Annotated in this window: 29 protein-coding genes and 1 tRNA gene; 21 read left to right on the top strand and 9 right to left on the bottom strand. The window is 59.8% G+C overall.

Annotation, left to right across the window (positions count from 1 at the left end):
- Nucleotides 1-70 precede the first annotated feature (70 nt).
- From pyrE to trmL, 3 genes are all read left to right on the top strand, one after another.
- A complete protein-coding gene (pyrE, locus tag BC443_RS13755) occupies nucleotides 71-775 on the top strand; it encodes an orotate phosphoribosyltransferase (protein ID WP_071232404.1) in 705 nt (234 codons plus the stop codon).
- 180 nt (nucleotides 776-955) lie between these two features.
- Nucleotides 956-1,525: a YfaZ family outer membrane protein gene (locus BC443_RS13750; RefSeq protein WP_071232403.1), complete on the top strand. Its 570-nt coding sequence runs from the start codon at nucleotides 956-958 to the stop codon at nucleotides 1,523-1,525.
- Nucleotides 1,526-1,745: 220 nt separating this feature from the next.
- Nucleotides 1,746-2,216, top strand: coding sequence for a tRNA (uridine(34)/cytosine(34)/5-carboxymethylaminomethyluridine(34)-2'-O)-methyltransferase TrmL (trmL, locus tag BC443_RS13745; RefSeq protein ID WP_071232493.1), 471 nt, complete (start codon nucleotides 1,746-1,748; stop codon nucleotides 2,214-2,216).
- An 11-nt stretch (nucleotides 2,217-2,227) separates the two neighbouring features.
- Here trmL and BC443_RS13740 read toward each other — a convergent pair whose 3' ends face one another.
- Complete coding sequence (locus BC443_RS13740) at nucleotides 2,228-2,689, bottom strand: GNAT family N-acetyltransferase (protein WP_071232402.1); 462 nt, start codon at nucleotides 2,687-2,689, stop codon at nucleotides 2,228-2,230.
- Nucleotides 2,690-2,880: 191 nt separating this feature from the next.
- On the opposite strand from BC443_RS13740, the gene rep reads away from it, so the two are divergent.
- Both rep and cysE read left to right on the top strand, forming a co-directional pair.
- Nucleotides 2,881-4,929, top strand: coding sequence for a DNA helicase Rep (gene rep, locus BC443_RS13735; RefSeq protein ID WP_071232401.1), 2,049 nt, complete (start codon nucleotides 2,881-2,883; stop codon nucleotides 4,927-4,929).
- Between the two features lie 37 nt (nucleotides 4,930-4,966).
- Nucleotides 4,967-5,809, top strand: coding sequence for a serine O-acetyltransferase (gene cysE / locus BC443_RS19245; RefSeq protein ID WP_071232400.1), 843 nt, complete (start codon nucleotides 4,967-4,969; stop codon nucleotides 5,807-5,809).
- Between the two features lie 10 nt (nucleotides 5,810-5,819).
- On the opposite strand, the gene thiM is transcribed toward cysE, so the two are convergent.
- Together thiM and BC443_RS13720 are read right to left on the bottom strand one after the other, a co-directional pair.
- Nucleotides 5,820-6,659 carry a hydroxyethylthiazole kinase gene (gene thiM / locus BC443_RS13725; RefSeq protein WP_071232399.1) on the bottom strand — a complete coding sequence of 280 codons (840 nt, stop codon included), beginning with the start codon at nucleotides 6,657-6,659 and terminating at the stop codon, nucleotides 5,820-5,822.
- A 4-nt stretch (nucleotides 6,660-6,663) separates the two neighbouring features.
- Nucleotides 6,664-6,969: a c-type cytochrome gene (locus tag BC443_RS13720; RefSeq protein WP_170835886.1), complete on the bottom strand. Its 306-nt coding sequence runs from the start codon at nucleotides 6,967-6,969 to the stop codon at nucleotides 6,664-6,666.
- A 207-nt stretch (nucleotides 6,970-7,176) separates the two neighbouring features.
- Here BC443_RS13720 and BC443_RS13715 point away from each other — a divergent pair.
- Nucleotides 7,177-7,253, top strand: a tRNA-Arg gene (locus BC443_RS13715).
- A gap of 111 nt (nucleotides 7,254-7,364) precedes the next feature.
- Nucleotides 7,365-8,609: an integrase arm-type DNA-binding domain-containing protein gene (locus BC443_RS13710; protein ID WP_083387413.1), complete on the top strand. Its 1,245-nt coding sequence runs from the start codon at nucleotides 7,365-7,367 to the stop codon at nucleotides 8,607-8,609.
- Here the strand turns inward: BC443_RS13710 and fos are convergent.
- On the bottom strand, nucleotides 8,606-9,016 hold the full coding sequence (fos, locus tag BC443_RS13705) for a fosfomycin resistance glutathione transferase (RefSeq protein ID WP_071232397.1): 411 nt from the start codon (nucleotides 9,014-9,016) through the stop codon (nucleotides 8,606-8,608). The genes BC443_RS13710 and fos overlap by 4 nt on opposite strands.
- 74 nt (nucleotides 9,017-9,090) lie before the next feature.
- On the opposite strand from fos, the gene BC443_RS18350 reads away from it, so the two are divergent.
- The 13 genes from BC443_RS18350 to BC443_RS18340 all read left to right on the top strand — a co-directional run bounded on the left by BC443_RS18350 (nucleotide 9,091) and on the right by BC443_RS18340 (nucleotide 19,829).
- Nucleotides 9,091-9,330, top strand: a complete 240-nt coding sequence (locus BC443_RS18350) for an ogr/Delta-like zinc finger family protein (RefSeq protein WP_083387412.1) — start codon at nucleotides 9,091-9,093, stop codon at nucleotides 9,328-9,330.
- A 216-nt stretch (nucleotides 9,331-9,546) separates the two neighbouring features.
- A complete protein-coding gene (locus BC443_RS13700) occupies nucleotides 9,547-9,846 on the top strand; it encodes an AlpA family transcriptional regulator (RefSeq protein WP_071232396.1) in 300 nt (99 codons plus the stop codon).
- Complete coding sequence (locus BC443_RS13695) at nucleotides 9,843-10,103, top strand: hypothetical protein (protein ID WP_071232395.1); 261 nt, start codon at nucleotides 9,843-9,845, stop codon at nucleotides 10,101-10,103. Before BC443_RS13700 ends, BC443_RS13695 begins: the two co-directional genes overlap by 4 nt.
- Nucleotides 10,104-10,629: 526 nt before the next feature.
- Entirely contained in the window at nucleotides 10,630-10,869 is a 240-nt protein-coding gene (locus BC443_RS18840; protein WP_071232394.1) for a hypothetical protein, read from the top strand.
- Nucleotides 10,862-11,188: a hypothetical protein gene (locus BC443_RS13685; protein ID WP_071232393.1), complete on the top strand. Its 327-nt coding sequence runs from the start codon at nucleotides 10,862-10,864 to the stop codon at nucleotides 11,186-11,188. Before BC443_RS18840 ends, BC443_RS13685 begins: the two co-directional genes overlap by 8 nt.
- Complete coding sequence (locus BC443_RS13680; RefSeq protein ID WP_071232392.1) at nucleotides 11,181-12,194, top strand: toprim domain-containing protein; 1,014 nt, start codon at nucleotides 11,181-11,183, stop codon at nucleotides 12,192-12,194. Before BC443_RS13685 ends, BC443_RS13680 begins: the two co-directional genes overlap by 8 nt.
- Nucleotides 12,187-13,968, top strand: coding sequence for a DUF927 domain-containing protein (locus BC443_RS13675; protein ID WP_071232391.1), 1,782 nt, complete (start codon nucleotides 12,187-12,189; stop codon nucleotides 13,966-13,968). Before BC443_RS13680 ends, BC443_RS13675 begins: the two co-directional genes overlap by 8 nt.
- A complete protein-coding gene (locus BC443_RS18660; protein WP_139284328.1) occupies nucleotides 13,965-14,399 on the top strand; it encodes a hypothetical protein in 435 nt (144 codons plus the stop codon). Before BC443_RS13675 ends, BC443_RS18660 begins: the two co-directional genes overlap by 4 nt.
- Nucleotides 14,396-15,241, top strand: a complete 846-nt coding sequence (locus BC443_RS13670; RefSeq protein WP_071232390.1) for a hypothetical protein — start codon at nucleotides 14,396-14,398, stop codon at nucleotides 15,239-15,241. Before BC443_RS18660 ends, BC443_RS13670 begins: the two co-directional genes overlap by 4 nt.
- A 671-nt stretch (nucleotides 15,242-15,912) precedes the next feature.
- Entirely contained in the window at nucleotides 15,913-16,314 is a 402-nt protein-coding gene (locus BC443_RS13665; RefSeq protein ID WP_071232389.1) for an MbcA/ParS/Xre antitoxin family protein, read from the top strand.
- Complete coding sequence (locus tag BC443_RS13660; RefSeq protein ID WP_071232388.1) at nucleotides 16,311-16,988, top strand: RES family NAD+ phosphorylase; 678 nt, start codon at nucleotides 16,311-16,313, stop codon at nucleotides 16,986-16,988. The genes BC443_RS13665 and BC443_RS13660 overlap by 4 nt, the downstream gene beginning before the upstream one ends.
- Nucleotides 16,989-17,611: 623 nt before the next feature.
- Nucleotides 17,612-17,989, top strand: a complete 378-nt coding sequence (locus BC443_RS13655) for a DUF4160 domain-containing protein (protein ID WP_083387410.1) — start codon at nucleotides 17,612-17,614, stop codon at nucleotides 17,987-17,989.
- Between the two features lie 85 nt (nucleotides 17,990-18,074).
- Nucleotides 18,075-19,829 carry a caspase family protein gene (locus tag BC443_RS18340; protein WP_083387409.1) on the top strand — a complete coding sequence of 585 codons (1,755 nt, stop codon included), beginning with the start codon at nucleotides 18,075-18,077 and terminating at the stop codon, nucleotides 19,827-19,829.
- 144 nt (nucleotides 19,830-19,973) lie between these two features.
- Here BC443_RS18340 and BC443_RS18945 read toward each other — a convergent pair whose 3' ends face one another.
- The 4 genes from BC443_RS18945 to BC443_RS13635 all read right to left on the bottom strand — a co-directional run bounded on the left by BC443_RS18945 (nucleotide 19,974) and on the right by BC443_RS13635 (nucleotide 24,684).
- On the bottom strand, nucleotides 19,974-20,228 hold the full coding sequence (locus BC443_RS18945; protein WP_210766291.1) for a GNAT family N-acetyltransferase: 255 nt from the start codon (nucleotides 20,226-20,228) through the stop codon (nucleotides 19,974-19,976).
- Nucleotides 20,229-20,812: 584 nt separating this feature from the next.
- Nucleotides 20,813-23,272 carry a mechanosensitive ion channel domain-containing protein gene (locus BC443_RS13645; RefSeq protein WP_071232387.1) on the bottom strand — a complete coding sequence of 820 codons (2,460 nt, stop codon included), beginning with the start codon at nucleotides 23,270-23,272 and terminating at the stop codon, nucleotides 20,813-20,815.
- Nucleotides 23,273-23,700: 428 nt separating this feature from the next.
- Nucleotides 23,701-24,075, bottom strand: a complete 375-nt coding sequence (locus tag BC443_RS13640; RefSeq protein WP_071232386.1) for a hypothetical protein — start codon at nucleotides 24,073-24,075, stop codon at nucleotides 23,701-23,703.
- Between the two features lie 237 nt (nucleotides 24,076-24,312).
- Nucleotides 24,313-24,684: a hypothetical protein gene (locus tag BC443_RS13635; protein ID WP_071232385.1), complete on the bottom strand. Its 372-nt coding sequence runs from the start codon at nucleotides 24,682-24,684 to the stop codon at nucleotides 24,313-24,315.
- Nucleotides 24,685-24,992: 308 nt separating this feature from the next.
- On the opposite strand from BC443_RS13635, the gene BC443_RS13630 reads away from it, so the two are divergent.
- Nucleotides 24,993-25,685, top strand: a complete 693-nt coding sequence (locus BC443_RS13630; protein WP_071232384.1) for a S1-like domain-containing RNA-binding protein — start codon at nucleotides 24,993-24,995, stop codon at nucleotides 25,683-25,685.
- 7 nt (nucleotides 25,686-25,692) lie between these two features.
- Here the strand turns inward: BC443_RS13630 and otnI are convergent, their stop codons facing one another.
- Entirely contained in the window at nucleotides 25,693-26,505 is an 813-nt protein-coding gene (otnI, locus tag BC443_RS13625; protein ID WP_071232383.1) for a 2-oxo-tetronate isomerase, read from the bottom strand.
- Between the last annotated feature and the right edge of the window lie 46 nt (nucleotides 26,506-26,551).

The raw sequence follows: 26,551 nt of genomic DNA, 5'->3' as shown, positions 1-26,551 counted from the left end.
AAATGACCGCTGCGTCAGGCCAGGACGAGAGCAGTCTTCAAGAAACATGAGGCAATAGGGAGACCCCGGGGTGAGCGTCGAGATTCAGCCGTATCAGCAAGAGTTCATCGAATTCGCGATCGCCGAAGGAGTATTGCGCTTCGGTGAATTCACGCTCAAGTCCGGTCGTGTCAGTCCCTATTTCTTCAATGCCGGTTTATTCCGTTCCGGCCGTGCGCTGGCCCGTCTCGGACGTTTCTATGCCAGCGCCATTGCCGACAGCGGTATCGAGGCCGATGTACTATTTGGTCCAGCTTACAAGGGTATACCGCTGGCGGCGAGTGCAGCCGTTGCTCTGGCCGACCATCACCAGCGCGACATGCCCTTTGCCTTCAACCGCAAGGAAGCCAAGACTCACGGTGAGGGCGGCAATATCGTGGGTGCCGAACTGCGCGGCAAGGTCCTCATCATCGATGACGTCATCACGGCCGGCACGGCGATCCGCGAGGTCATGCAGATCATCAACGATGCCGGAGCCCAGGCCGCGGGTGTCGTGATCGCGCTCGATCGTCAGGAACGTGGCCAGGATGCCGACGGTCTGAAGCCGCACAGCGCGATCCAGGAAGTCGAAGCGACGTATCATATGCCGGTTGTGAGCATCGTCAACCTCGACCAACTGCTCGCCTATCTGGAAACGCGCGAACCCCGCAGCGGCGAAGATGGCGCTTCCATTGCCCAGCATGCCGAGGCGATCCGCGCCTACCGTGATCGCTACGGCATCATCAGCGACTGCTGATCCTGCAGACCGTGACGAGGCAGGGCGTTCCGAGGCTCTCGCCTGCTACGATTAGCCGCAGCCTCGTCGTCGTGGCGTGTTACAAAATGTTTAAAAAACAGCGTTTGATAAACTCGAAAATTATGCCACGCTTACGCCGTTAGTCCAATGCGATTTGGCGCCAATTTCGGGAGACGCATCATGATCAACCGCAGCAGGATCAAACCCTGGGGCTTTGCCCTTGCCACAGCGACCTTCATGTTCGCCAGTCAGCAGGCGATGGCGCTGAGTGTTTCCGCCAACGGCGGCGATGAATCCTTCGGTGTCGAAGCCAGCCAGACCATCTTCCCCACCTTGCGGGCCGGTGTCGGCTATCTGAACACCGATGACAGCGGTCACAATGCCAAGGCCTACTCGGGTTCGCTGATGTTCACACCGTGGCTGCCGGGCATCGACCTTTCCGTGGGTGGGCGTTACCAGTATCAGGATACCCACTATGGCAACGGTGGCGGTCTGGGGCTCGGCGGCTCCGCATTCGTCGATACGCCCATCCCGCTGACCTCGATCGGCGGCTATGGCTTCTACACGCCGGAAGGGCTGGCCCACGGCGACATCGACAAGAGCTACGAGTACGGCGCCCAGGCGCGGGTCAACATCATCTCGCATACCTACGTCTATGGCGGCTATCGCTACATGCGTACCGACTTCGACAACGACAACGGCCATACGCTGGATAGCGGGCCGGTGTTGGGCGTCAGCGTCGGGTTTTAAGGTATTCGAGCTACGAGCTACGAGCTACGAGCTACGAGCTACGCCTGGCGTCGGTTTCGGGGCGCTGAAAACAATCGGCGTCCCTTCCTGAGAGCAGGCTTCGGGTTCTGTAGCGAGGGCCGGCTTCGGGGCTCTGGAGCGAGAGCCGGCTTCGGGGCCCTATAGAGAAAGACGCCGATTGCGTATGATGCGAGAGTTACCCGCCTCCGAGTCGGCCGCCATGCTTGATATCGTGCTCTATGAACCCGAGATTCCGCCCAACACCGGCAACATCATCCGGTTGTGCGCCAACACAGGCTTTCGTCTCCACATCATCGAACCGATGGCCTTCGAACTCGACGACAAGCGCCTGCGACGCGCCGGGCTCGACTATCACGAATGGGCGCGGGTTCAGGTCCACGCCAACTGGGCCGCGTTTCTCGAAGTGGTAGGGCCAGAGCGTGTCTTTGCCGTCTCCACGCGGGGGCGTCATGGCTACAGCCACGTTCACTACCGTGAAGGCGATGCGCTGGTCTTCGGCCCGGAAACCCGTGGCCTGCCGCAGTCGATGCTCGAGGCGCTGCCGCCCGCGCAGCGTCTGCGCCTGCCCATGCTGCCCGACAGCCGCAGCCTCAACCTTTCCAACGCCTGCGCGATCATCGTCTATGAAGCCTGGCGGCAGCTGGATTTTGCCGGGGCGGTGGATCTCTAGGCGTCGAGGCTTCAGTTATGCAGCCCCCGCGTCATGTACACGCTATAGGGATCTTCAACGTAGCTGCCGAACGGTTCGCAGTAGGTGAATCCGAACGCCTCATAAAGCTTTCTGGCCGGGGCGAAGTGCGCCATCGGCCCCGTTTCCAGACTCAGCCGCTGCAGATCAGCGGCACGCGCTTCCTCGATCAGGTGTGCGAGTATCGCCCGCGCCACGCCTTTGCGTAGATGGCTCGGATCGGTACGCATCGACTTGATCTCGGCGTGCTTTTCATCGAGGCGCTTGAAGGCGCCGCAGCCCAGCAACTCGTTATCCTCCCATGCGGTGTAGAAGTGAACGTTCGGATGGCGTAGCCCATCGAGGTCCAGCGCATGGCGGCTTTCGGGTGGCGAGTGGGGCTCGAAGTCCTTGAGGTGGAATTCCAGCAACGCGGCGATTTCGGGGCCGCGTAAATCATCTCGTATGATTTGCATGAGGTGTATCATTCCCGGAAATACTTCACTCGTGACTGCGCACGCGAAACGCTTTGTTGCGCAATGCTCGAAATCCTCACATAGCCTACTATGCTCCGGTTTCTGTGCGTTGCGCGCCTCGCGTTTCATCTTGCTCGTCAACGGGTGAAGCACTTCCTTCTCCGTTTTGTTTTCTCTGCGATTCTGCCCTCATGTCCGATATTCGCCAACGTCTCGCCAAGCTCAATCCGCGCCAGCAGGAAGCGGTGCGCTTCATCGACGGCCCTTGTCTGGTGCTGGCGGGTGCCGGTTCCGGCAAGACCAGCGTGATCACCACCAAGATCGCCTATCTGGTCCAGGAGTGCGGGATGAGCGCGCGCAAGATCGCTGCCGTCACCTTCACCAACAAGGCGGCGCGCGAGATGAAGGAACGCGTCGGGCAGATGCTCAAGGGCCGCGAAGGGCACGGCCTGACCGTATCGACCTTCCACAACCTCGGCCTCAACATCATCCGCCGCGAGCTCAAGACGCTCGGCTTTCGCCCCGGGTTCTCGCTGTTCGATCCGGAGGACGCCAAGGCGCTGCTGCGCGACCTGATGCAGAAGGAAGCGGACACCGACGCCGAGCAGATCAACGCGGTGCAGAACCGAATCTCCCAGTGGAAGAACGACCTGGTACTGCCGGGGCCGGCGATCTCCCACGCCGCCGACGAAGACGAACAGTACGCCGCACGAATCTACGAAGCCTACAACCGTCATCTCAAGGCCTACAACGCGGTCGACTTCGACGACCTGATCATGCTGCCGGTGGTGCTGCTGCAGACCGACCCGGAGGCGCTGGCACGCTGGCGCAAGCGCATCCAGTACATGCTGGTCGACGAGTATCAGGACACCAACGTCAGCCAGTATCAGCTGGTCAAGATGCTGATGGACGAGCGCGCCACCTTCACCGTGGTGGGCGACGACGACCAGTCGATCTACGCCTGGCGCGGGGCGCGGCCGGAGAATCTGGTGACGCTGGGCGAGGACTTCCCGCGGCTCAACGTGATCAAGCTGGAGCAGAACTATCGCTCCACGGCGACGATTCTGCGTGCGGCCAACACCCTGATCGCCAACAACCCGCACGTCTACGAGAAGACGCTGTGGTCGGACATGGGTCAGGGCGATCCGATCCGCGTGGTGGTCAACCGCCACGAAGAGGCCGAGGCCGAGCGCGTCGCCGGCGAGATCCTGACCCGCCGGATCAAGGAGCGCGCCGAATGGCGCGACTTCGCCGTGCTCTATCGCGGCAACTTCCAGGCGCGACTGCTGGAGCTCAAGCTGCAGCACCACCAGATTCCCTACAAGCTTTCCGGCGGTACCTCGTTCTTCTCGCGCAACGAGATCAAGGATTCGATGGCCTATCTGCGGCTGTTGATCAATCCTGATGACGACAACGCCTTCCTGCGCATCGTCAACGTGCCGCGCCGCGAGATCGGCCCCGGCACGCTGGAGAAACTCGCCAACTACGCCACCGAGCGTAGCGCCTCGATGTTCGCTGCCTGTCATGAGCTCGGCCTGGAGCAGGTCCTGCCGACCCGCGCCGTCGAGAGGCTGGGGCGCTTCGCTCACTTCATCGACGGCGTGCGCAAGCGCATGGACCAGGGCGACGCCATCGCCGCGATTCGCGAGATGATCCGCGACATGGATTACGAAGCCTGGCTCTACCAGAACGCCAGCGCGCCGACCATTGCCGAGCGCCGCATGGCCAACGTCTGGACGCTGATCGATCAGCTCGAAAAGTCGATGCATCGCGACGACGAGGACGGCGAAGCCAGCGAAGAAACCGACGATGTGCAGTCGGCCATTTCGCGGCTGGTGCTGCGGGACATTCTCGAGCAGCAGGCCGAAGAGGACGACTCCGACCGGGTCCAACTGCTGACCATGCACGCCTCCAAGGGCCTCGAGTTTCCCCACGTCTATCTGATGGGGCTGGAAGAGGAGCTGCTGCCGCACCGCAACTCCATCGAATCCGGCACCGTGGAGGAGGAGCGGCGACTCGCGTACGTCGGTATCACCCGTGCCCGGCGCACGTTGACCCTGACGCTCGCCCGCCAGCGCAAGGCCTACGGCGAACTGCTCGACTGCACCCCGAGTCGCTTCTTGGACGAGCTGCCGGCGGACGACCTCGAATGGGAAGGTCGCGCCGACAAGGAAAACCCCGAGAAGAAACAGGAGCGGGGCCAGAGTGCGATCGCGGGCCTGCGATCGCTGCTAGGCTAGACGTATTCAATCCCCATTTACGCCGACGAGAATGCCGATGAACACCACCGAGCTGTGGCAACAGGCCCGCGACGAGGCGATGACGATCTCTCGTCAGGAGCCGCTGCTGACCCCACTGATGCTGGGCGCGGTGCTCAACCGCTCGACGCTGGGTGCCGGTCTGGCCTATCGACTGGGCCAGCGCCTGGCGCATCCCGATCTGGCTGCCAATCAACTGATCAAGCTGTTCGACGAACTGCTGGACGGCGATCCTGCCATCAGCGATGGCATTGGGCAGGATCTCGCCGCCGTGATCGAACGCGATCCGGCGATTCGCCAGGTCACCGAGGTGCTGCTCTATCTCAAGGGGTTTCATGCGCTGACGGTGCATCGGTTCGCGCATGTGCTGTGGCAGACCGGGCGTCGGCAGATGGCGCGTTACCTGCAGAGCCGCAGCTCCGAAGTGTTCCAGACCGATATTCATCCCGCCGCGCGGATCGGCAATGGCGTCTTCATCGATCACGCGACCGGGGTCGTCATCGGTGAAACCACGGTGATCGAGGATGAGGTTTCACTGCTGCAGGGCGTCACGCTCGGCGGAACGGGGAAAGAAGCGGGGGATCGCCACCCCAAGATTCGGCGAGGCGTGTTGATCGGCGCCGGCGCCAAGGTGCTCGGCAATATCGAGATCGGTGAAGGCGCCCGTATCGGCGCCGGATCGGTGGTGCTGAAGACGGTGCCGCCTCATACCACGGCGGTGGGCGTGCCGGCGCGCGTTGTCGGCGATGCCGGTTGCGCGGCACCTTCACGGGAAATGCAGCACTGCCTCGACAAGCCGCGTGATTCGCAAAGGTCGGCGCAGCCCGCTCCCTCCAGCAGCAAGCTCTGTTGTGGGCGCTAGCGCAGCGATGCTAGCAATCTAGCCTCAGGCGATCCGAGAAAAAGCCCGCCAAGTCGACGCTATCCAGCGCGTCCAACCACGCCACGGCAAAACTGCCCGGACCACGCGCCGTTCGCTCCGCCTGTTCGGCTGCGGCGGCGGCGTGTGCATGGGCACAGATCATCGCGTCCAGCGGCGTATCGGAAACGGCCAGATAGGCGGCGATCAGTGCCCCCAGGGCGCAGCCGGTTCCGGTCACCCGCGGCTGCCACGCGCTCCCGCCGGCAAGGCTGATCGTCACGGGATTGCGGGCGTCGGCTAAACGTCCCAGCAAGCGATCGACCTGGCCGGAAATGGCGATGCCCTCCGTTCGCTTCAGCAGATCGTCAGCAGCGGAGAGTGCATCCCGGGATTCATGCTGCGTATCGACCCCGCGGCCTCGCGTATCGGCCTCGGCCAGTGCCATGATCTCCGACGCATTGCCACGAATCACGGCCGGGTGTTGCGCCATCAGTTCGTGACTCACCTCTCGCCGCAACGGCAGTGCCGCTGCCCCGACCGGATCGAGCACCCAGGGCTTGCCCGCTGCATTGGCGGCACGGCTGGCCCGTCGCATCGCGGTCAGGCTATCCGTATTGGGTGTACCCAGATTGATCAGCACGGCGTCTGCCGCTGCGGCCAGGTCTCCGGCTTCCTCAGGATGATCGGTCATCGCCGGAGAGGCTCCCGCCGCCAGCAGCGCGTTGGCGACGAAATTGACGGTGACCTGATTGGTCAGGCAATGCACGAGCGGCGCCCGTTCGCGCAGGCGATCACGTGTTGCCAGCAGGCGCTGCTGCCACTCACGCGTCTGGAGCGGTGCCTCGGTCATGCCGTCACTCGCTTTCATCGACGATGTAGTCGACGGCTGCCTTGACCTCGCCATTAGTGAGATCCGCGTTGCCACCCTTGGCCGGCATACCGCCGACGCCGTTGATCGCATTGGCATACAGCTCATCCATGCCTTCGTCGATCCGTGATTGCCAGGCGTCGTTGTCGCCGATCTGCGGCGCGCCACCGCCGTCGTGGCAACCGGCACAATTGTCTTCGAAGATGGCTTCACCGTCGGCGGCCTGTGCCGGTGCTGTCAGACTCGAGGCCAGCAGGATTGCCGTTAACGGCAGAGAAAATCTCAAGCGCATGTCGTCCTCGTCGTCGGTCGTGTCGTTCGTTTCTTGTGTCGTCGCCTTCCCAGTATAATCGCACTCCTGCATGGCGAAAGCCGACACGCCAGCCGAGTGGAGCATGGCTGGACAGCCAATGGCCAAGCGGTTAGGATGGCCGCGCTGTTTGCGGCAGCTCCCCGGCCACCCCGGTCATCGCCGCTGCGGCACGACGTATGTCATCGCGCGCCCATAGCTCAGCTGGATAGAGTACTGCCCTCCGAAGGCAGGGGTCGCAGGTTCGAATCCTGCTGGGCGCGCCATCTGGACTTCCTGAACGTTCCGAGAAAGTCCAAAATCGAAAGAAAAACGCTTATAAATCAGTAATTTTTAGTCCTGACCCTTCCTAAGCGTTCCTACCGAATCCAGCCGCAATGTGGTATAGATCAGGGTATATACCCCTGTTCGGAAAACCTCGCTATACCCCGATGCCGCTAACTATCAGAAAAATCGAATCAACCAAGCCAGGCCCTAAAACGATCACCCTCATTGATGGGGCGGGATTACAACTTGTGATTTCGAACACAGGGAGCCGAGGCTGGCGTTTGCGCTACACGCGACCCAACGGCAAGCGCAACATGATGAGCCTGGGGAGTTATCCCGAGGTGACGCTCGCCGAAGCCCGAGAGAAACGCACGGACGCCCGCCGGCTGCTGAGCCAGGGCATCGATCCGGTCGAGCAGCGCAAGCAGGATAAACGCGAGCAGCAATTCTCCCAGCAGAATACCTTTCGAGCGCTCGCGCATGAGTGGCACGCGACGATGGCACCAAGGTGGAAGGCCAGCTCCAAGCGATCCAAGGAGAGCATCCGGTCGCTCGAGAACTACATCTTTCCGACCGTTGGAGACAGACCCATCGAGGCGATCAAGCCACTTGAGTGGCTGGAGCTCTTGAAGCGTCTCGAGCACGCCGGCAAGTTCGAACAGCGGCGCAAGGTGCATTCGTTTTGCCGCGATATCTATCGCTTCGCCGTGATCACCGGCCGGGCCTCACACAACCCACTCACCGACCTAACCGGTGCGCTGACCCCACATAGGCAAAAGAGCTTTCCACACGTCTCGCAGGAGGAATTGCCGGCGCTGGTCGAGGCCATCGAGAATTACCACAACCCGCTGGTGCGTATCGGGCTGAAACTGCTGCTGATGACTGCCCTACGGCCGGGCGAGATGCGCCAGGCGCGATGGCAGGAGATCGATCTCGAGCGCGCGATCTGGAGCATCCCCGCGGAGCGGATGAAGATGGGGCGATCACATCGGGTACCTCTGCCCAGCCAGGCTGTCGCCGAGCTGCGCAAGCTGCACGTTATGACGGGCCAATACGGCCTCCTGTTTCCCGGTCGCAACGACCCCACCAAACCCCTATCGGACGCTGCCTTCGGCGTCGCGCTCAAGCGTATGGGCTACCAGGGCCGGCACGTGCCACATGGATGCCGGCATGTCGTCGCAACGGGCCTCAAGGAGCTAGGTTATCCCGGCGAGTGGATCGAGATGCAGCTCTCGCACAAGCTCCCGGGCCTGCAAGGCGTCTACACCCATGCCGAGCATATGACCCCCGAACAGCGCCCGGCTATGATGCAATTCTGGGCGGATAGACTCTATCCGATGCCGTCATCTGGCTAGGTCAGGATCACCATGCCGGAATAGGGCTTTTCCCGACAGGCTTCCAGCCTGCTGCTCAGGTCCCCCACGTGGAGCTCGAGCTTATGGCCATCGGGGTCGAGAAAATAGAACGAATCTCCCTCGCTTCGATTCTGCCGCCATTCTTCGACGCCATGAGCTCTGAGGTGCTCGACGGCGGGAGCGAAGTCATCGCCAGTAACCGTGAAGGCGTAGTGGGTGTATTCGGGATGTGGTTCGGTGCCGCGGTTCTCGTCCAGTGTGAGACACAGCCACAAACCATCAAGCGATAGGTATGCTCCCGTATCCCATTGAGCCTTCAGAGTCAGCCCCAGCTTGTCCCGGTAAAATCCAATGCTTCTGCCCAAGTCAGAGACCGCGAGGGTGAGGTGGTTTAAGCCTTTAAGCATTTCTAACTCCTAGCCCTGAAAGAAGTTCCTGAAGCTCAAGTGGCCAAGAACATCACAATCTCAAGGGAGAATAAATGCGCGGAATGGACATCCATTGCGAGCACTGCGGATCACTGATGCGCACTCGCACTAGCAAGCAGCCCCACCCGGACTACCGAAAGCTCTATCTCGAATGCCTCAATCCCGACTGCGGCGCGAGAGCACGCGCCGATTTCGTAGTAACCGAGACGCTGAGCCCCAGTGGTAACCCGAATCCCGACTACCAGGAAAGGCTGGCCGCCACCGTCCCATGGCGGCGCTCCGATCAGCATTGATCGCCTAACCGATCCGACTACAGCGATAGCCGCCGCCCTACTCAGGGGCTGCGGCTTTTTTGTGGGCGATTCCGTGGTGAGGCGGGTAATTCTGGCGAGCTTGTGAAGGCGAGTTTTACAACGCAGATCGCTCGAAGTCCTCCCTTGGCCCCGGCAAGCTATTCCTGTCCTGAGCGAGAACGCCGGGATACGCAATGGAGCTACCGAGGAACCATCATGGCCAACGTCTCATCGACAGCCGCCCCTTACCGCCAGGTCGAGCGCATCGAGCTCGGCAACCGCCTGCTGCGCCGCCGCGACGTGGAGTTCAAGACCGGCAAGAGCCGATCCGCGATCTATGCCGGCGTCAGCAACGGCACCTTTCCGGCACCGGTGCCCATCGGCGACAAGAGCGTCGCCTGGCTCGAGGAGGAGGTGGATAGCTGGATCGCCGCCCGACTCGCCGAGCGCAACCGCACCCTGGCCGGTCGCCAGATCCACCACTTCGCCACCAACGCCCAGGAGGCCCGCGCATGAAACGCTTCACACTGACCGTGGGCGAGCAGTCGCTCAACTTCACCGAACAGGACATCCCGGCGCTGGACGAGGCGCTGAACGTGGCCACCAACCGCGCCGGCCGCGAAGTGGTCCGCCATAGTGCCAGCGGTACCCGCGTGGCGGTGCTGATGGAGCGCAACGGGAGCGGCGGCAAGCATTCCACGCTGCCTCACGACCCCAATACCGTCCTGATGCGCGACCAATATCGCGGCCCGACGCTCAAGACCGACTGCTAGACCGCCCGCCGCACTTCATCACCAACCACCGATAGCGAAACATCCAGCCGCTCGGCGCTCGCGCCGAGGGGAACAGGGAGGCTTTGTGCCTACGAAACGCGAAAACCCCGGTCAGCGTGGGGCTGCCGGGGCTCTCAAAGACACTCAATGCAACGACGATCCTAGCAAAATCCGGCGCGGTGTCACGCCCCAGCAGACGCCGATTTGCCGGGGGCTGGCGCTCGCCATTCGTCATCCTTTGGCCGGGGAGGGCTTGCGCCTTCCCAAAGGGTCCGGCTACGATGCTCGCGTCGCGGCAAAATCCGCGACCGGGTTTGGCGACCCGATAGGAAGGAGGCGCAGTAGCGCCCACACCATTGCAGGCGCTTTTTTTGTGCCCGTAATGCGTCGTTATGGCGGGCTGCATGGGGAGACCTTCGGGTCTGCCGGGTTCCTCTTTCTCCGGTTCGCCAACCCCGTGCAGTCCGCCCCCAAGCTGTTTGGCGACAGCCGGGGCGGTTCCTTCGAAGAGAGAGGAGCCTCACCCATGGCCGAACACGCCACAAGTGCGTCCGCACGATCCGTTATTCCCCCGCATCAAATCGCCACCGCCGTCATCGGCGCCAAGCTGATCGCTTTCCGCGTCAATCGCCGCCCCGAACAGCTCGCCCATCTGCTGGGCATGACCCGCATGGCTGCCGAGCTGGGCGCGATCACCCAGGAAGAGCGCCAGCAGTTCCTGGCCGATCTCGACGACCTGATGGCCGAGGAGGTGCGTCGTGGATAAGCGCCTCGAGCAAGCCAACTGCCTGACCGAGACCGATTGCCTGTTGATCGATCCGCGCAGCGACCGCGAGACGTTGCTGGACAACGCGGAGATGCGCCTCGACGCGATCAAGGATCTGATGTTCACGCTCTCGACCATGAACGGGCGTGACCGCGATCTGACGTCGGTCGACCTCTCCAACTTGGCGACGGTCGCACGCTACCTGATGGGTGACGCCAGCGACCTGCTGGTGGCGGCTCGGCGCATCGACGCACACCAGCGGGTGGCGGCGAGCGCCCAAGCGCCGGTCGTACGACGTGCGGGAGGTGGCCATGTCTGAGGTCGTCGCCAAGATCCAGCGCGTGTCCCGCGCCTCACTGGCTTACGCCGAGACCCTGACCCGTGAGTGGCTGCCGCAAGGCAGCCGCCAGGGCAGCGAGTGGGTCGCCCGCAACGTCGCCCGCGGCGACCGCGCCAGCGGCTCGTTTGGCGTCTCGCTCGTCACCGGCAAATGGAACGACTTCGCCGACCGTAACGCCCACGGTGGCGATCTGGTGTCGCTCTACAGCTACCTGTTCGGCTGCCGGCAGGTCGACGCCGCCATGGCGATCGATCGACGCCTGGGGCTGGGCGTGTTCCGCTGGGGCGCGGCTCCCAGCGTATTCCAGCCGGCACCCCATGACGCCGACGCGCACCGGCAGCGCCTCGAGGCCCACGCGGCGGAAAAGGCCATCGCTCGCCAGGAAGCGGCGGCCCGCGCTCGCACGGTGTGGGACGCCGCCAAACCGGCCAGCGCCACACATCCCTATCTCATGAGCCGGGGCGTTCCGGCCTATGGCCTGCGCCAGTGCCGGCGCGGCTGGCTGCTGGTGCCGCTCTTGGCTGGTGGCGAGCTGGTCAACCTGCAATGGATCCTGCCCAACGGCAAAAAGCGTTTCCTCAAGGGCGGGCAGGTCCAGGGCGCGTATTCGCTGATCGGCGAGCTCATTCCGGGCGGGCGGCTGTTCATCTGCGAAGGCTGGGCCACCGGGGCGACCCTGCATCGGCTGACCCGAGACCCCGTTGTCTGCGCCATGAATGCCGGCAACCTGCGCGCCGTCGCCGAGACCATGCGCGCCGCCCTGAATGGCTCGCTGGACCTCATCATCGCCGGTGACGATGACCGCCAGACCGAGGGCAACCCAGGACGACAGGCGGCCAACGATGCGGCCCTGGCCGTGGGCGCGATGGTCCTCTATCCCAAGTGGCCGGATGGCTGCCCGGACGATCTGACCGACTTCAACGACCTGTACCGCTGGCACCGCGCCCGGCTCGATGCCGAACAGGCGGGAGGTGACCATGAGTGAGTCACAGCCCCATCTGACCGTCGTCGGCGAGCCGACTGCGCCCAACCTGGAACGCCTCGAGCGTCCCTCGTTCGCCGTGTATGAAGGGCCTACCAGTGCGGATGGGCGCATCTTCCGCGCCGGCACGTGGTATCACGGAATCAAGCACGCCAATAACGACGACGGTGGCCAGCCCTACGACGTCTGGATCTGCGCGCCGCTCCATGTCGACGCCGAGACCGTCAACAGCGATGACGGCAGCGTCGGCCGCCTGCTGCGGTTCCGTCACCGGGGTCGCGTCATCGAACACGTCATGCCGATGGAAGCGCTGGCCGGCAAGGGCGAGGAAGTCTTGAAGGCACTGATGCGCCAGGGCCTGGAGATCGAGTACAACCAGCGCCGCCACGTGCCGGCGTATATCGCCAGTCACCATGGACTGAACCGCATTCTGGCCACCACTACCCGACCGGGGTGGCACGACGCCAGCGGCGCGTTCGTGCTGCCCCATCGCATCATCGGTGACGCCGACGTGCGGTTTCAGGACAGCGGCAAGGGCGCGCATCTCTTCACCGAACGGGGCTCCCTGGAAAGCTGGCAAACCGACGTCGCCCACTACTGCCAGGGCAACCCGGTATTGATCCTGTCGGTCTGCTGCGCCCTGGCCGGGCCAGTGCTTTCCCGTGTCGGCGTCAACGGCGGCGGCGTGCATCTGGTCGGCGACTCCTCGAGCGGCAAATCGCTGGCGCAGTCCCTCGCCGCGTCAGTGTGGGGCAATCCCGGCATCTTTGCCGCGTCCTGGGACATGTCCAAGGGCGGCATCGAGATCGAGGCCTCCTCACGTAACGACACGGTGCTGATTCTCGACGAGATCAAGCGCGCCGATCCCAAGCGCGTCCAGGAGATGGCCTACGCCATCGCCAACGGCACGGGCAAGGGAACGATGACGAGGGAAAGGGAAGGGCGGCCCAAGCTCTATTGGCGCGTGCTGGCCCTCTCCAGCGGGGAGCGCTCGCTTTCCGAACACGCCGCCATCTCGGGGAACAGCGCCCATGCCGGGGCCGAACTGCGGATGGTCGACGTCAACGCAGGCACCCGCACCTATCGCGCCTTCGATGACGTCCACGGCATGGCCGGCGCCACCTTCCACCGCAAGCTGACCACGGCGGCGTCTCAACACTTCGGCCAGATCGGCCCGGCGTTCGTCGAGCGGCTGGTGAAAGAGACCGACCCGGACCACTTCCACCGCCGTTTCACCGAGATCCGCGACCATTTCGAAGCGGCCAGCCCCCAGGCGGGCCGCGTGGCGGATCGATTCGCCGTGATCGGTCTCGCCGGCGAGCTGGCCATCGAGTACGGCCTCTTGCCCTGGCCGGCTACCAGCGCCGCCAGGGCCTGCCGGCAACTGTTCCTGGAATGGCTGGCCAGCGTCGGCGACGGGAACGCCGAGGATCGCCAGATTCTCACCGCGTTGGGCGACTTCCTGGCCCTGCACGGCGATAGCCGGTTCTCCGACATCGCCGCCACGCTACCCAACGCCAACGTGCGCCAGCGCGCCGGGTATTACGAAGTCGAGAACGGCAAGCGCCTGTATCTGCTCAACCGGGCGTCACTCACCGAAGCGGCCAGCGGTTACGGCCGAGAACGCATCCTGCGCACCCTGGAAACCTACGGCGCGTTGGCCAAGACCGACAGCGGCCGCCGCCAGAAAAACTATCGCCTGCCAGGGGGTGGATCGGCGCGATTCTTCGTGGTCGATCCCGACCGTCTCGACACCGAACGGGAGGCGACAGCATGACAGGGCATTTTTCACGTGAACCTAGTTTCAGTGGCAACACCGGCAACAACGGCAACGCCCAGCAACCATGCGGGTTACAGCCGTTGCCTATAGAACAGAGAGGTGGCAACAACGGCAACACATCTCCTTGTATCCCTATCTATGGCTTCCGCCCTGTTGCCTTTTCAAAAACAGTGGCTACAGGTTGCCACAATCAAGCCATTGAATTTATTGGGTTTTACCAGTGTTGCCGCGTTGCCGCCGATTTTGAAAATCAGGCAGAGGAATATTGGGGGATTGGGACATCGGGAAATGACACCGGTATCGGTGACGTCTCGATCCCGCCCCGTCTTCCCCTGGCGAGCGAATGTTTTCCCAAACCGAGCCCCCTGACCCTGGCTGGCCACCGGCCAGGGCGATTCCCCGCACCCCAAGGAGCGCGCAACGCATGACCACGCCGACCGAGATCACTCAGGACACCCAGACCAACGCCCAACCGACCGGAGAGACTGCCACCATGACCACCGCCCGCCACATGACCGCCCACGCCGAGAAGCGCACGAACTATCTGGCCAAGCGCGACACGCTCAAGACCCTGACCGAACGTCTCGAGCGTTACCGCAAGGGGGCGGCGGCTGCCCGTGAGGAAGCCGAGGCCAGTGACAAGCGCTGGCGCGAGCTGCTACGCGAGAACGATGGCGACGTTACCAAGGAGATCCGGCAGCTCAAGCGTGCCGTTGGCGACAACCGCGAGACCGCCGATGAACTGGAAGCAATGGCCACCGAACTGACCGAGGAGCACGAAGCCCGTCAGGTTGAGGTAATCGCGGCGCGTACCGCTTACCGACAGGCTCGCCAGATGGCGTGGGATATTGAAGTCGAGACCGAGTTCGATCACGCCCTGGCGGCGATGGCCAGCACCACCGAAGGCCAGCGCCTGCTGTCCGCCATGCGGTTGATGCAGCACAAGAGCGAGCGCGATGTGCTGCTCGATCCGTCCTTCGGTGATGGCCAGTACAGCAGTTTCGCCGCCGACGAACGCCGGCGCGTGGATGCCGAGATCGAACGGCGTTTCCCGCGCCGGCTGGTTGAAGGACTGGCGAAACAGCGTCAAGCCCAAAGGCTCGACGCTACCACGCAACCCGACAGCCTCGAGGCGCTGGAACCAGTGGCCGAACTGGCGTGCGAGCAGGGCTACGATGGGCCACGCACGGCCATGCAGGCAGAGTTCGCCAAGCGCCGCCGCCAGATCGACGCCGCTCAAGCCACCGGGAGCGAACAGCATCGCGCCTGACGTCCTGATCCATCGCCCAACACAGCCCCGCCGAGTGCGGGGCTGTTGCGTTGTGGATAAGACAACTCCCGATGCCGGCCGGCGGGAACGATCCGCCACGGTGACCCAGCCGCGAAACCCATTCGCTCGCCAGGGGAGAGGGAGCTTGCCTAATCTTATGATCGGTGGCGTTTGACACGTTCGAGGAGGGAACCAGGAACAGTCAGGCTATTTCTCACAGGAACCTCAAAAATAGTGGGAACACCGGGAACACCGGGAACAGTGGGAACACCGCGCTACAACCCGCATGGTTAAGCGTTTCCCTTGTTCCCACTATGGAGTGTGTAAACGGGAACAAGTGGGTACAACAATGGGTACGGGTGTCATCTGCTGCTACGAGAGAGCGATTCTGTTCCCACTGTTCCCAAAACCGGGAACGGTGTACCCATCCTCTAACCCGCATGGTTGAGCCTTGTTCCCGGTGTTCCCACTGTTCCCACTAAAAAATCACGTGTGTGTAATGGTGTCAGCTAAACGAGAACGGCTGTCATTTCTGAGCGGGTGCTGATTTGCTCAATTGTATGTCGATGGCGGCCTCTCCTGGCCAGCAAGGCGTGAAGAAGCCAAAAATGACATAGGCGATCAAATGGCGGATAATCAAATTTAACCGCCAAATGGCAAAAGGAGACGATATGGCCATCACTCAGATGTCACGCGATCAGCGCCAGGAAATGAGCGCTGCGGCCATGCGTACCTATCCCAATATCGCCAGGGACTGGCAATTGCAGGAGCAGGAGGCCGCGCTACTGCTGGGCGTGCCGGGCTCGACTTACCGACGCTGGCAGAAGCAACCCGACAAGGCCGCTTTGGACGTAAACCAGCTAGAGCGCATGTCTCTGATCCTTGGGATCTACAAGGCGTTGCAGATCCTCCTGCCGCGCAGCGATGCGGCGGATACCTGGCTGCGCCGACCGAACAGCAATCCACTGTTCTCTGGGCAAGCGCCTCTCGAACGACTGCGTAGCGGGCTTGTGTCCGATCTCTACGTGGTGCGTCAGTATCTCGACGCCGCACGCGGTGGCAGCCACGCATGACGTTTTCACTCTCGAGGGTACAGTGGCGTCCAAGCTATCGCGTCGTGCCTTCCCGGTTCCCGCCTATCGATCTGTTCGAGCGAGTAGCAGCCCCTGGCGATTGGGATCTCCTCAATCTGCTGGAAGGGCAGACCTCTGCTCGATTGCGGGAGGAAGCCGGCGCTATTCACATGGTCCGGGAGGAGGATCGCCGCTATGGCCCTGGCTGGACGCCCGTCATGGCGGCTTTTTGCCACTTCAACGGACAAGGCTCGCGTTTCAGCGATGGTGCGTTCGGGGTCTACTACTGCGCCCTGAGCGAAGCCACCGCTATCGCCGAGACGCGATACCATGCCGAGCGCTTTCTGCGCGACTCTAGCGAACCACCCATGCAACTTCAGCAGCGCGTCTACCTCTCCGATCTAAATGGCAAACTCCATGACCTGCGAGAAGACGCCAACGCCACGCCGCTGCTCGATCCCGACGATTGGCGCGCAGGGCAGGCGCTCGGCCGGCAAGTCTGGGAAGCCCAGGGAGACGGCATCGTCTATCCCAGCGTGCGCGATCCTGGTGGCGAGTGCGCGGCGGTTTTACGGCCGCCGGTCATGTCTGCCACATGGCAGGGGCGGCATTTGGGCTATGAATGGGATGGCGAGCGCATTCGCCACGTCCTCGAGCTCAATCTGGTGCTATAGCGCCCACCACTGGCCACGGTGCTAGCCGCGCCGCCAATGATCGGCTCCCTAACTCCCTGGTCAGCGCCCGTCTCCCTTGGGCACGCCTATCCCTCTCCCGGCCGGCAGCGTCCTGCCACTCGCAATCAGCGACCCGACCACCCGCGACATTAGACCAATCGATGGGTGATGAAGGGATTCCTTAAAAAGCCTGAACCGTGCTAAGTGTTCCTATATGGCGACAGAAAGGGCAGCCGTTGCCGTGGCTGGGGCCTGGATCGGCGGGATTTACGCCAGCACCGCCGGCGCGCTGTCGACTCCCCGCCCCGCCTGCGCGCTAAATGGGTCGGTTTTGATGCAGCGTTGCAGAGGGCTGCTAGCCGCGTCAGTACTGGGGCGGCGGGGTGAATTAGGGGGCGAAAAAATGATGCGGAATGTTGCATTTTGCAGCCTACCCGACGAAAGACGGAGGACGGTGGATAGAGAAATGAAAAGGAGTGTGGCAGATTGATACGAAAGGTATCCTGACAGGGTTTGAGAAGGCTGACGGGTTCCGACCCAAAGCGGCCATGTGCGCTCGGGCTGCCAAGTAGTTGCGTTTTTTGCTACCCCTTACACAGGTGTTGCACCTGTATGGATGCCGCATGAGCCTTGATAAAGAATTTGACGAGTTGCAGAGACTATTTTCTCAGAAAGATTTATTAACTGAGCCAAGGCGATCGGTAAGTAACGGCTTCATGGAAATTCTCTTAGCAAAGAGGAAAAACATGAAGATCAAGATTTATCAAGAAAAACGGCACCCCCTCCCACACATTCATATTGATTATGGAAAACAGCAACATGCTGCTAGTTACTCTATAGAATCAGGCGAACGAATCGAGGGGAGCTTACCAAAAAAATATGATCGTGATGTCTCTGATTGGCTAGTGCGAAATCGTGAGAAGATACTAATGATTTGGACCAGCTTGCAAGCTGGTATGCCGCATGAACCACTAATAATAAAGTTAGCCGGTGATGAATAATAATTAAATTAACTTCGTGCTCACGGCGCCGGACGAAGTAATCTTGTGGCAATTATTGAGGCGTTAGAGACTTAGGAGAGAATGAGTGCGAGATTTAAAATATATATTAAAACGAAGTTATGACTGTAGTAGGGCCTTAATTATAGGTGTAAACAAATATCAGAATGCTTCTCCGCTTGAATATGCTGTAAGTGATGCAGAAGAAATAAAGAATATCCTCATTGAAGATCTCGGGTTTGAGGCCGAGAATGTTATTTGTCTTACTGATAGTGATGCAACCAAATATAACATCCTTAAATCATTTCTTTCCTTTGCATCAGAGAATGTGAAGGTCGATGATAGGTTGCTCGTTTTTTTTGCCGGCCATGGACACACTAAAACTGGTTTTCGAGGTGAAGTGGGTTATCTAGTGCCCTACGATGCTGATATGAATGATTACTCCACATTCATACGCTGGGACGAGCTCACGAGAAATGCAGAACTAATACGCGCGAAGCATATATTATTTATCATGGATGCATGTTACGGCGGATTAGCTGTAAACAGGGATATCCAAGCTGGGAGCAGTCGCTTTCTAAAGGACATGTACCAAAGATTTTCCCGCCAAGTGATAACAGCAGGAAAAGCAAATGAAGTCGTTTCAGATTCAGGGGGACCGATACCGAATCACTCTGTATTCACTGGTCACCTCATAGAGGGTATTCGCGGAAAGGCTGCAAATGAACACGGTGTAATCACAGCCAGCGGCCTCATGGCATATGTGTATACAAAAGTAGCTAACGACCTAAACTCAGAACAAACTCCGCATTATGGTCAGTTTGACGGGGATGGCGACTTTATAATCGTAGCGCCGAATGTTGACGATTTTTCAGAAGACGAGAAGAAAGATGTTGATGAGCTCATATCAGTTCCTTATGCAGAGGTTGTTAGAAGCAACTTTACACTTGAAGATAAAGTCGACTACGTAAAAGAATTGTTATCTTCACAAAAGTCGCATATCAAACTTCATGATTTTGCTATGGAAGAAGTACGCCTATTCCTTTCAGGAACAAGTGAGGATAATTTTGCGGTAAAGGGCAGCTATAGTGAAGAGGAGCTTTTGGATCGAATTTCTTCTTACGAGAAATATACCAAAGACCTCGTGGCAATATTTTCCGTAATGGCATATTGGGCGACTGAATCAGAAACTGAGGTGCTAAGAAAAATCATATCGAGGGCTAGCGATAGGTTGATTGAAACCCAAGGGGGACTAACCATTTGGTTAAATCTCAGGTGGTATCCTTTGTTATTACTTTTGTACCATGCCGGTATAGCGGCAGTAGAGAGTAAAAATTATCAAGCCTTATCGACAATTTTTTACACGAGATTGGGCACCTCAGGCTACGATAATCGTGAGCCATATTTTGCACATAAACTATCCAGTGGAATTCTTGAGCTTACTAGGGTAGATGCATTTAAACAAATTCCTGGGCATGAGCGGCAATATACACCTATGAGTGAGTATTTGTTTAAGCAAATTCAACCCTTGATAGATAATTTATTTTTTTTGGGGAAGGGCTATGAGGCAAGTTTTGATGAGTTTGAAATATTATACGCTTTAGTGGTGGCTGATCTTAGACTGCAGGAAGAAAATCATTTATGGGGACCCATTGGCAGGTTTGGATGGAAGTACTCAAACAGAGGAGAAAATTCGCTTTTTGTAAGGCTCGCCACGGAAGCGGCTAGTTTGAAAGACCACTGGCCACCGATAAAGGCAGGTATGTTTGGAGGTTCTTATGAGCGATTTGAGAAAGCAGAGAACGAGTTTAGACAAATTCTTGGACGGCTTAATTGGTGGTAGCACTTCAGCAAACGCATCAACCATGGCGTTCGCAAGCTCGTGCCTATTACGCGAACGTAATATTAAAATCATCTTAATTTTTACTTTGGTCGAATGCCGCCGCTCACAGGTCACTCGTTGCGAATCGGATTTTGATAAACTTCATCAAGCCGCGATCCCGTTGGTCAGCGGGAAGCCAACCAGCACGCACGGAAACGCAGAGGCTCGACTGCCGATCACGGTTTTCAGCCAAATCTCGTCGAACGTGGCGAATAGATGGCGCTCGGCTTTCCCAAGAAGTAAGCGGCCCACACCTCGCCCTTCGTAGTCGGTGCGGACGAAAAGACCAAATACGCATTCGGTCTCATTGCGAACCATCGAAAAGCCCACGGGTATCCGATCAATCTCCGCAACCCACACACAAGAACCCCTCGGCAAGCATGGCGGCAATGGCCTCCGGTGTGATGCCCTTTTCGGCGAGCTGCTCGAGTGGAAGGTGGTTCTCCGTCACGCTGGTGCGAATGGCGAAGATCTCCCCGATGTCTCTCTCGTTTCTCTCACTTGAAGTGACATGGATCGATACCCTTGGCAGTGATTGGAAATCTCCATGGGCGAGCATTTTAGGGCACACAGTGACCTCAGGCGAGCTTGCGTGGCGGCGTGGAGCCGTAGCTACTTGGTCGTGCGATGCGCAACCCTACGGCCAGCTTTTAAAGCTGAGGAGGTATATCGGATGGTATATCTAGATTATCGAAAATAGAAAATTTTAAACTAAAACATATACTTACTTTTCATTATAGAATCCTGCTGGGCCGCCAAATCAATGCATTCCGACGCTTTCCCTTCCTCCGAACCGCTCTCCCTTGGCTTCCAATTCGGCACATGACTATTGCGTGCGGAACCAGGTCATTAGCAGCTTCGAACCATGCATTCGGACGATGAAGCTCAAATCCTCAAGGGCTCACTATGGCGACTCTACGATCTCAAGCTGCGGGCGCGGCCTGCTACTGTGCTGATGATGCGTCAGGCCCTGTAGCGTCGCGCGGCACCAGCAGACGTATACGGGGGTCGGCGATTTCGATTCCCAGCTTGCGAAAGCGCTCCAGAATGCGTCGATTGGTTTCACGTTGAACTCCCCAGCGCCCTTTATCGACACACTGTATCCGGCCGACCAGTGTCACCATCGAGCCATCCACCGCGTTGACACCCCACACTTCGAGGTCATTGAGAATCAGGTCCTTGAATGCCGGATCACTGCGCAGGCCGGCACCGATATCCTTCAGTTCGGTAATCGCTCGTTCAATATCCGTGTCGTAACTGACGCTGATGCTGACCTCCGCATTACCGATTCCGCGGTTGGTGTTGTTGACCGTCGATACCGAGCTGAAGGGAACGATATGCAGCGAACCGTCGCCGGCTCTCAGTCGCACGGTGCGAATCGACAGATACTCGACCACCCCTGATACGCCAGCTACCGTCACCCAGTCACCGACCTGCATCGCGTTTTCCATTAGCAAGAAGATACCGGTGATGAAGTCTTGCACCAGCTTCTGCGAACCAAAGCCTATCGCAACGCCGATAATGCTGGCACCGGCCAGCAGCGGTGTCGTGTTGATTCCGAGCTCGTTCAACGCTGTCAGGCCGACAATCAACACGATGAGAATGAGCAGGCAGGTTCGCAGCATCGGCAACAGCGTACGCAAGCGCGCCACTCGCATGCGTTCACCCTGCTTATCCCAGAGCGCGAGCCGCCGCTCGGCTGCGGCGTTTACCGTCTGCCAGACAACGGTCGCGACGATGACGGCAACCAGAATAGTCAAAGCCGCCGAGACTAAACTGCGCCCGATGGTCCCGGGCGCAAACCAGCCTATCGCGTTCAGCCCCCAGGCCTGACAGAGTAGAACGACCGTACAGGCCGTGATGACCAGCGAAATCAGGCGACGGATCAATGGATGGTAGCGTTCGATCAGACGACCAAAAATACCGGTTTCGGGGCTCTCATGCGTACCGTTGTCCTGCGTCTCGGCAGAAGCAGCAGTGGGAAATAGCCGCTCTAGAGCGCCTAGCGCGAGGATCGCCACCACGCGAGCGGCGATAATGATGACGCCCGAAACGCTAATGAAATGAATCAGCCTGGGGAAGCCATTCTCGACGCCAAGCGCCCAGACGACCCAGGCGCCCATCACCAAGACAGCGGCAAAAAAAGCCCAGACCTGCGCCAGCCAGTTGCGCATTGAAGCAAGCGGCCCGTGTGCCTCCGCCGGTGCTGCAATGGCTTCGCCGACCGGATGCCGGAGCTTGAAAATCAGTATCACGAGGAAGATGTGCACGAACAACGAAGCGATCTTGATGACCGCCAGGCTTCCCGCCGGGCTGGCACCCAAGGCTCGTACGGCCCCTGCAAGGGCAATGCCGAACGTGGAAAGCACGACGAAGCGTCGTATCCAGACGTGCAGAACGACCGAAAGATCGTGATTCACCTTCAGCAGGCTTAGGCCACAGCTTGCGGGAGAAACCAGCAGACGCACCACAGCCATGGTGACGCGGGTGATGACATAGGCGTTGACGAATTCACTCGTCACGGCATGGATGCGTTCGTTACCGCCTTCTAGCCAATGCATGACAAGGCCCGACGCGCAGAAAAACAGCACCAACGGCAACAGGTCGAGGATCAGTACACCGGCGGCAAAAGGCAGATGTCGCAATGTGCCCCAGTTTTCGCTCGGTCTCGGCGCTGCGCCGTTACGATCATGCCGGGCGCTCTCCGCCGCGATATCGTCATTTCCGGTTGCCTCGTTAGCGCTGGCAACGGCTTGCTGTGCCGCCGCCGGTCCGCCACTCGCCGCGTTTGCTGGATCGACCGGGACGGCTTCTATCCGATCGATGCCGTTTCGATGGGTCTGCACCAGCGCCACACTCCCCTCCGCTGGGCGAGTGCCTCCAGCCGTTGCGGTCTCCATGAAGGCACGTTGTTCTGATAGTTGCGTCGCGTTCCGCTCTTCGTCCTGCTTCCTTTCGAATGCCTGGCGTTGCGTTTCGCCGTTGCGGTTCTGTTCCTTCCGGGCATTCGTTTCGGCTTCCTCGGCGTGCTCGATCAACGCGCGGCGGGGCCGGCTCAGTACACGACGCAGCCACCACTCGAGAACAAGACCGATGATGAATACTGCAGCAAGACCGATGAGCGCCTGCATCAGCAACGTTCGGCCCTCGTCGCTGCTGAAGAGCGTCCCGAACCAGTCAGGTAACTCGAGGGCCGCCTGTTTGATTTGACCGAACTGATCGCCAAGGCCGCCGGCCCATCGGCCGACCTGACTCAGCGCCTGGGTAATCAGCCCGTTCGCTTCCAACGGAACGAGCGCGCTATCCAAGGAGTCCGGCGATGCCGGTTCCTGTGCCACGGAAATCGGGGCCAGCGCGAAGGCAAGCAGGCATGCGAGAAGTGCTTGAAGAATCCGTTTACGCATTTCATTAATCGGCAACCGAGGAAGCCGGCCTGTGCAGGGAGCCATTGGTGTTACAGCTGATAAATCAAGGTAGTGTAAAGCTTCAGCTTGTCCAACTGCTCCGCTGGGCTAAAGAAGCGAAGTGCTTGCCTTATTAACGAAGAGGTAAGAGTACGGAAAGATCCGCTTAGGAAAACACTGCACAAATGTCTGCACAGGCGAATCGCTACGTTGCGCGGTACGGGTGCGCCAGCCCCGTCGAGATTCGACTAACCCCCGTGTTATGTCTTGCCTTCTCCGTTCCGGTCGTCTTGCGCTTCATCCCGCTCGCCTATGTGTTCAGCAGCAGCTCGATGAGCGCTCCCTTGGCTGAAACGTTGCGATAGAAAGAGAATGACAGCTACGAAAAAAGGGCCCGAAGGCCCTTGTTCTACTCCTCGCTCGGCAACTTAGCTGTTGCTGGCGAAGCTCATTTCCACGTTGCCGCGGTCGTTGCTGCCATTCTGGGTAGCGTGCTGCAGCGCTTGGGCGGCGGCGTCGCTCTGGCCTTCACCCACCAGCGGGTTATGGCTGGTCGAGATGTTGGTGGCGAGTTGCGTGGCGTCGGCGACGTTCTCCAATGCCTGGTCCGCTGCGGCGCTATGCCCGCCGATGACGGTATCGACACTGTAGCGAGTCGGCAGTGCGTGGTACTGCGCGGTCTGTTCGATATTGAGCGCTTCGCTCTGCTGATCAAAGTGACGTTGTTCGACGGCACTGTTGGCCTGAGCGGCGGCGGGCAGAGCAATGGCGATTGCGATGGCTGCGAGAATGTGGGTTTTCATGGTGTTGCCTCCAATGATCATCTGTTGTGGCGTGGGGCCCTTGGCCTCAACCTGTGATGTCATTATCGGGCGATTTCCGTTAGATGACTAATCAAGTGGCGTGAAATCAGCTATCGATAAGAATGATCTTGGAGGATAAGTCTGGATATAAAGCAGGGAGGCAGTAGATAACACTAAAAAGGGAGCCTATGGCTCCCTTGGATACGCTAGCGGCTAGCACTTTGCCGAAGGCAAGACTTACAGGGTGGCGAAGTTCACTTCGACGTTGCCCTTGTCATTGCTGACGGTCTGGGTAGCGTTCTGCAGCGCCTGGCCGGCAGCAGCGCTCTGACCTTCACCGATCAGGCTGTTGTTGGACGGCTGCACGCTGGTAGTCAGTTGAGTGGATTCGGCCACGTTCTTCAGGGCCTGATCGGCAGCGGTGCTGTGGCCGCCATCGACGGTGTCGGCGCTGTAGCGAGTCGGCAGTGCGTGGTACTGCGCGGTCTGTTCGATATTGAGCGCTTCGCTCTGCTGATCAAAGTGACGTTGTTCGACGGCACTGTTGGCCTGGGCGGCGGCGGGCAGAGCAATGGCGATTGCGATGGCTGCGAGAATGCGAGTTTTCATGGCGTTACCTCCAAAATGTCTTTTTGATTGATGGCCTCTCGGCCTCAACCTGTGGCGACATTATGGGAGCCGACTCTTTAGTCTGCTAATCACGCGTAGTGAATTCGACTATCGACAGGATTAATACTAAGGTCGAATCCATGGATTGGCTCTGGAGTGTAAACCTTTTCCCTCCGGTTGTGTGAATTCAGCCAAGCCGGCTCCGAGTTTCCCATTCCGGCCAGAGCCTTCGAACGGTTTTGCTCGATACCGGCGCGCCCGTCATAATGGCAGCATCTCATCCATCGCTTGCCAGCAGAGAACCCCTTATGACCCGTACGCCTCGGGATAACGCTCCCGCCGAATCGTCACGCGCTGCCGAGCCACAGGTCAACGTGGGTGATGTCGCTTATCTACGGGTGACGAAGGTCAACGATATTGGCGCCTTCCTGAACTGGGGCCGCCCCAAGGATCTGCTGCTGCCGTTCGGCGAACAGCGCTTCCGCCCGGACGAGGGCAAGCGCGTGCTGGTGATGATCTATGTCGACGACCGCATGCGCCCGGTGGCCAGCATGAAGCTCGATCGCTTCCTGCAGGACGAGTCGGAAGGTTTGAAGGCGGGCGACCGGGTATCGCTGGTGATCGCCGATCTGACCGATCTCGGCGCCAAGGCGGTGGTCAACAGCCGCTTCTGGGGGTTGCTGTATCACGACGACATGTCGCGGCCGCTGCGTCGCGGCGACCGCGTGGAAGGTTATGTCCGTCGCGTGCGCGACGACGCCCGCCTGGATCTATCGCTACTGCCGCCGGGACAGGCGCGTCTGGATGTGGTCGGCGACAAGGTGCTGGCGGCGCTGGCCGACAACGACGGGTTCCTGGCGCTGGGCGACAAGAGCCCGGCCGACGCCATCAAGGCGCGACTGGGCGTCAGCAAGAATGCCTTCAAGCAGGCTATCGGCCGCCTCTACAAGCAGCGCCGGATCGTCATCGAAGAGGATGGCATCCGGCTGATCGAAGAATGATCGCCGGTCACATCCGATAGGTGCGATACCAGCCGAGCCCGGCTTCCGTTTCGCCGCGGGGCTTGTATTCGCAGCCCAGCCAGCCGTCGTAGCCGGCCTGGTCGAGCTGGGCGAATAGCCACGGGTAGTTGACCTCACCGGTATCCGGTTCGTGCCGTTCGGGCACACCGGCGATCTGGATATGGCCCACGCCATCGCGGTAGCGCTCGTAGGTCTTCCAGATATCTCCATCCATGATCTGGGTATGGTAGAAATCCATCTGCACCTTGACGTTGGGCTCGTTCAGCTCGGCGAGGATCGCATGCCCTTCGGCCTGATGATTGAGGAAGTAGCCCGGCATGTCGCGAGTATTGATCGGCTCGATCAGCAACGTCAGATCGTGTTCGGCGAGCTTTCGCGCGGCGAAGCGAAGATTCTCAAGATAAATCTGATGGTTATCGGAAAATGTTTCACGGGAAACATTTTCCGGGGCAGTCTCGGATGTCGGCTCTTCTACCAGTCCGGCCATGGCGTGCAGGCGCGGGCAGTTCAACGCCTTGGCGTAGCGAATCGCGGTATCGATGCTGTCGCGGAACTCCGCTTCACGATCGGGAAGGGCGGCCAGGCCGCGCTCGCCGGCAGCCCAGTCGCCGGGCGGCAGGTTGAACAGCACCTGTTCGAGCCCGTGGCGCTTCAGCTCGGCGGCGATCGCTTCGGGTTCGAAGTCATACGGGAACAGGAACTCGACTCCGGTGAAACCATTCGCGGCGGCTCTGGCAAAGCGTTCCATGAACGGGACTTCGTTGAACATCATGCTGAGATTGGCGGCGAAACGCGGCATGGTCTGATTCCTCGGTGATCCGGTTGATGGTGTGGACGGACGAATG

The organism is Salinicola sp. MIT1003 (genome assembly GCF_001858555.1).
GTDB classification, from domain to species: domain Bacteria; phylum Pseudomonadota; class Gammaproteobacteria; order Pseudomonadales; family Halomonadaceae; genus Salinicola; species Salinicola salarius.
This window is presented reverse-complemented; position numbering and strand designations above follow the sequence as displayed.

Bases quoted from the DNA above. Each gene is read 5' to 3' on its own strand.
- BC443_RS13750 (WP_071232403.1), top strand. From the start codon at position 956: ATGATCAACCGCAGCAGGATCAAACCCTGGGGCTTTGCCCTTGCCACA.
- trmL (WP_071232493.1), top strand. From the start codon at position 1,746: ATGCTTGATATCGTGCTCTATGAACCCGAGATTCCGCCCAACACCGGC.
- BC443_RS13740 (WP_071232402.1), bottom strand. From the start codon at position 2,689: ATGCAAATCATACGAGATGATTTACGCGGCCCCGAAATCGCCGCGTTG.
- rep (WP_071232401.1), top strand. From the start codon at position 2,881: ATGTCCGATATTCGCCAACGTCTCGCCAAGCTCAATCCGCGCCAGCAG.
- cysE (WP_071232400.1), top strand. From the start codon at position 4,967: ATGAACACCACCGAGCTGTGGCAACAGGCCCGCGACGAGGCGATGACG.
- thiM (WP_071232399.1), bottom strand. From the start codon at position 6,659: ATGACCGAGGCACCGCTCCAGACGCGTGAGTGGCAGCAGCGCCTGCTG.
- BC443_RS13720 (WP_170835886.1), bottom strand. From the start codon at position 6,969: ATGCGCTTGAGATTTTCTCTGCCGTTAACGGCAATCCTGCTGGCCTCG.
- BC443_RS13710 (WP_083387413.1), top strand. From the start codon at position 7,365: ATGTGGTATAGATCAGGGTATATACCCCTGTTCGGAAAACCTCGCTAT.
- fos (WP_071232397.1), bottom strand. From the start codon at position 9,016: ATGCTTAAAGGCTTAAACCACCTCACCCTCGCGGTCTCTGACTTGGGC.
- BC443_RS18350 (WP_083387412.1), top strand. From the start codon at position 9,091: ATGCGCGGAATGGACATCCATTGCGAGCACTGCGGATCACTGATGCGC.
- BC443_RS13700 (WP_071232396.1), top strand. From the start codon at position 9,547: ATGGCCAACGTCTCATCGACAGCCGCCCCTTACCGCCAGGTCGAGCGC.
- BC443_RS13695 (WP_071232395.1), top strand. From the start codon at position 9,843: ATGAAACGCTTCACACTGACCGTGGGCGAGCAGTCGCTCAACTTCACC.
- BC443_RS18840 (WP_071232394.1), top strand. From the start codon at position 10,630: ATGGCCGAACACGCCACAAGTGCGTCCGCACGATCCGTTATTCCCCCG.
- BC443_RS13680 (WP_071232392.1), top strand. From the start codon at position 11,181: ATGTCTGAGGTCGTCGCCAAGATCCAGCGCGTGTCCCGCGCCTCACTG.
- BC443_RS13675 (WP_071232391.1), top strand. From the start codon at position 12,187: ATGAGTGAGTCACAGCCCCATCTGACCGTCGTCGGCGAGCCGACTGCG.
- BC443_RS18660 (WP_139284328.1), top strand. From the start codon at position 13,965: ATGACAGGGCATTTTTCACGTGAACCTAGTTTCAGTGGCAACACCGGC.
- BC443_RS13670 (WP_071232390.1), top strand. From the start codon at position 14,396: ATGACCACGCCGACCGAGATCACTCAGGACACCCAGACCAACGCCCAA.
- BC443_RS13665 (WP_071232389.1), top strand. From the start codon at position 15,913: ATGGCCATCACTCAGATGTCACGCGATCAGCGCCAGGAAATGAGCGCT.
- BC443_RS13660 (WP_071232388.1), top strand. From the start codon at position 16,311: ATGACGTTTTCACTCTCGAGGGTACAGTGGCGTCCAAGCTATCGCGTC.
- BC443_RS13655 (WP_083387410.1), top strand. From the start codon at position 17,612: ATGAGCCTTGATAAAGAATTTGACGAGTTGCAGAGACTATTTTCTCAG.
- BC443_RS13645 (WP_071232387.1), bottom strand. From the start codon at position 23,272: ATGCGTAAACGGATTCTTCAAGCACTTCTCGCATGCCTGCTTGCCTTC.
- BC443_RS13640 (WP_071232386.1), bottom strand. From the start codon at position 24,075: ATGAAAACCCACATTCTCGCAGCCATCGCAATCGCCATTGCTCTGCCC.
- BC443_RS13635 (WP_071232385.1), bottom strand. From the start codon at position 24,684: ATGAAAACTCGCATTCTCGCAGCCATCGCAATCGCCATTGCTCTGCCC.
- BC443_RS13630 (WP_071232384.1), top strand. From the start codon at position 24,993: ATGACCCGTACGCCTCGGGATAACGCTCCCGCCGAATCGTCACGCGCT.
- otnI (WP_071232383.1), bottom strand. From the start codon at position 26,505: ATGCCGCGTTTCGCCGCCAATCTCAGCATGATGTTCAACGAAGTCCCG.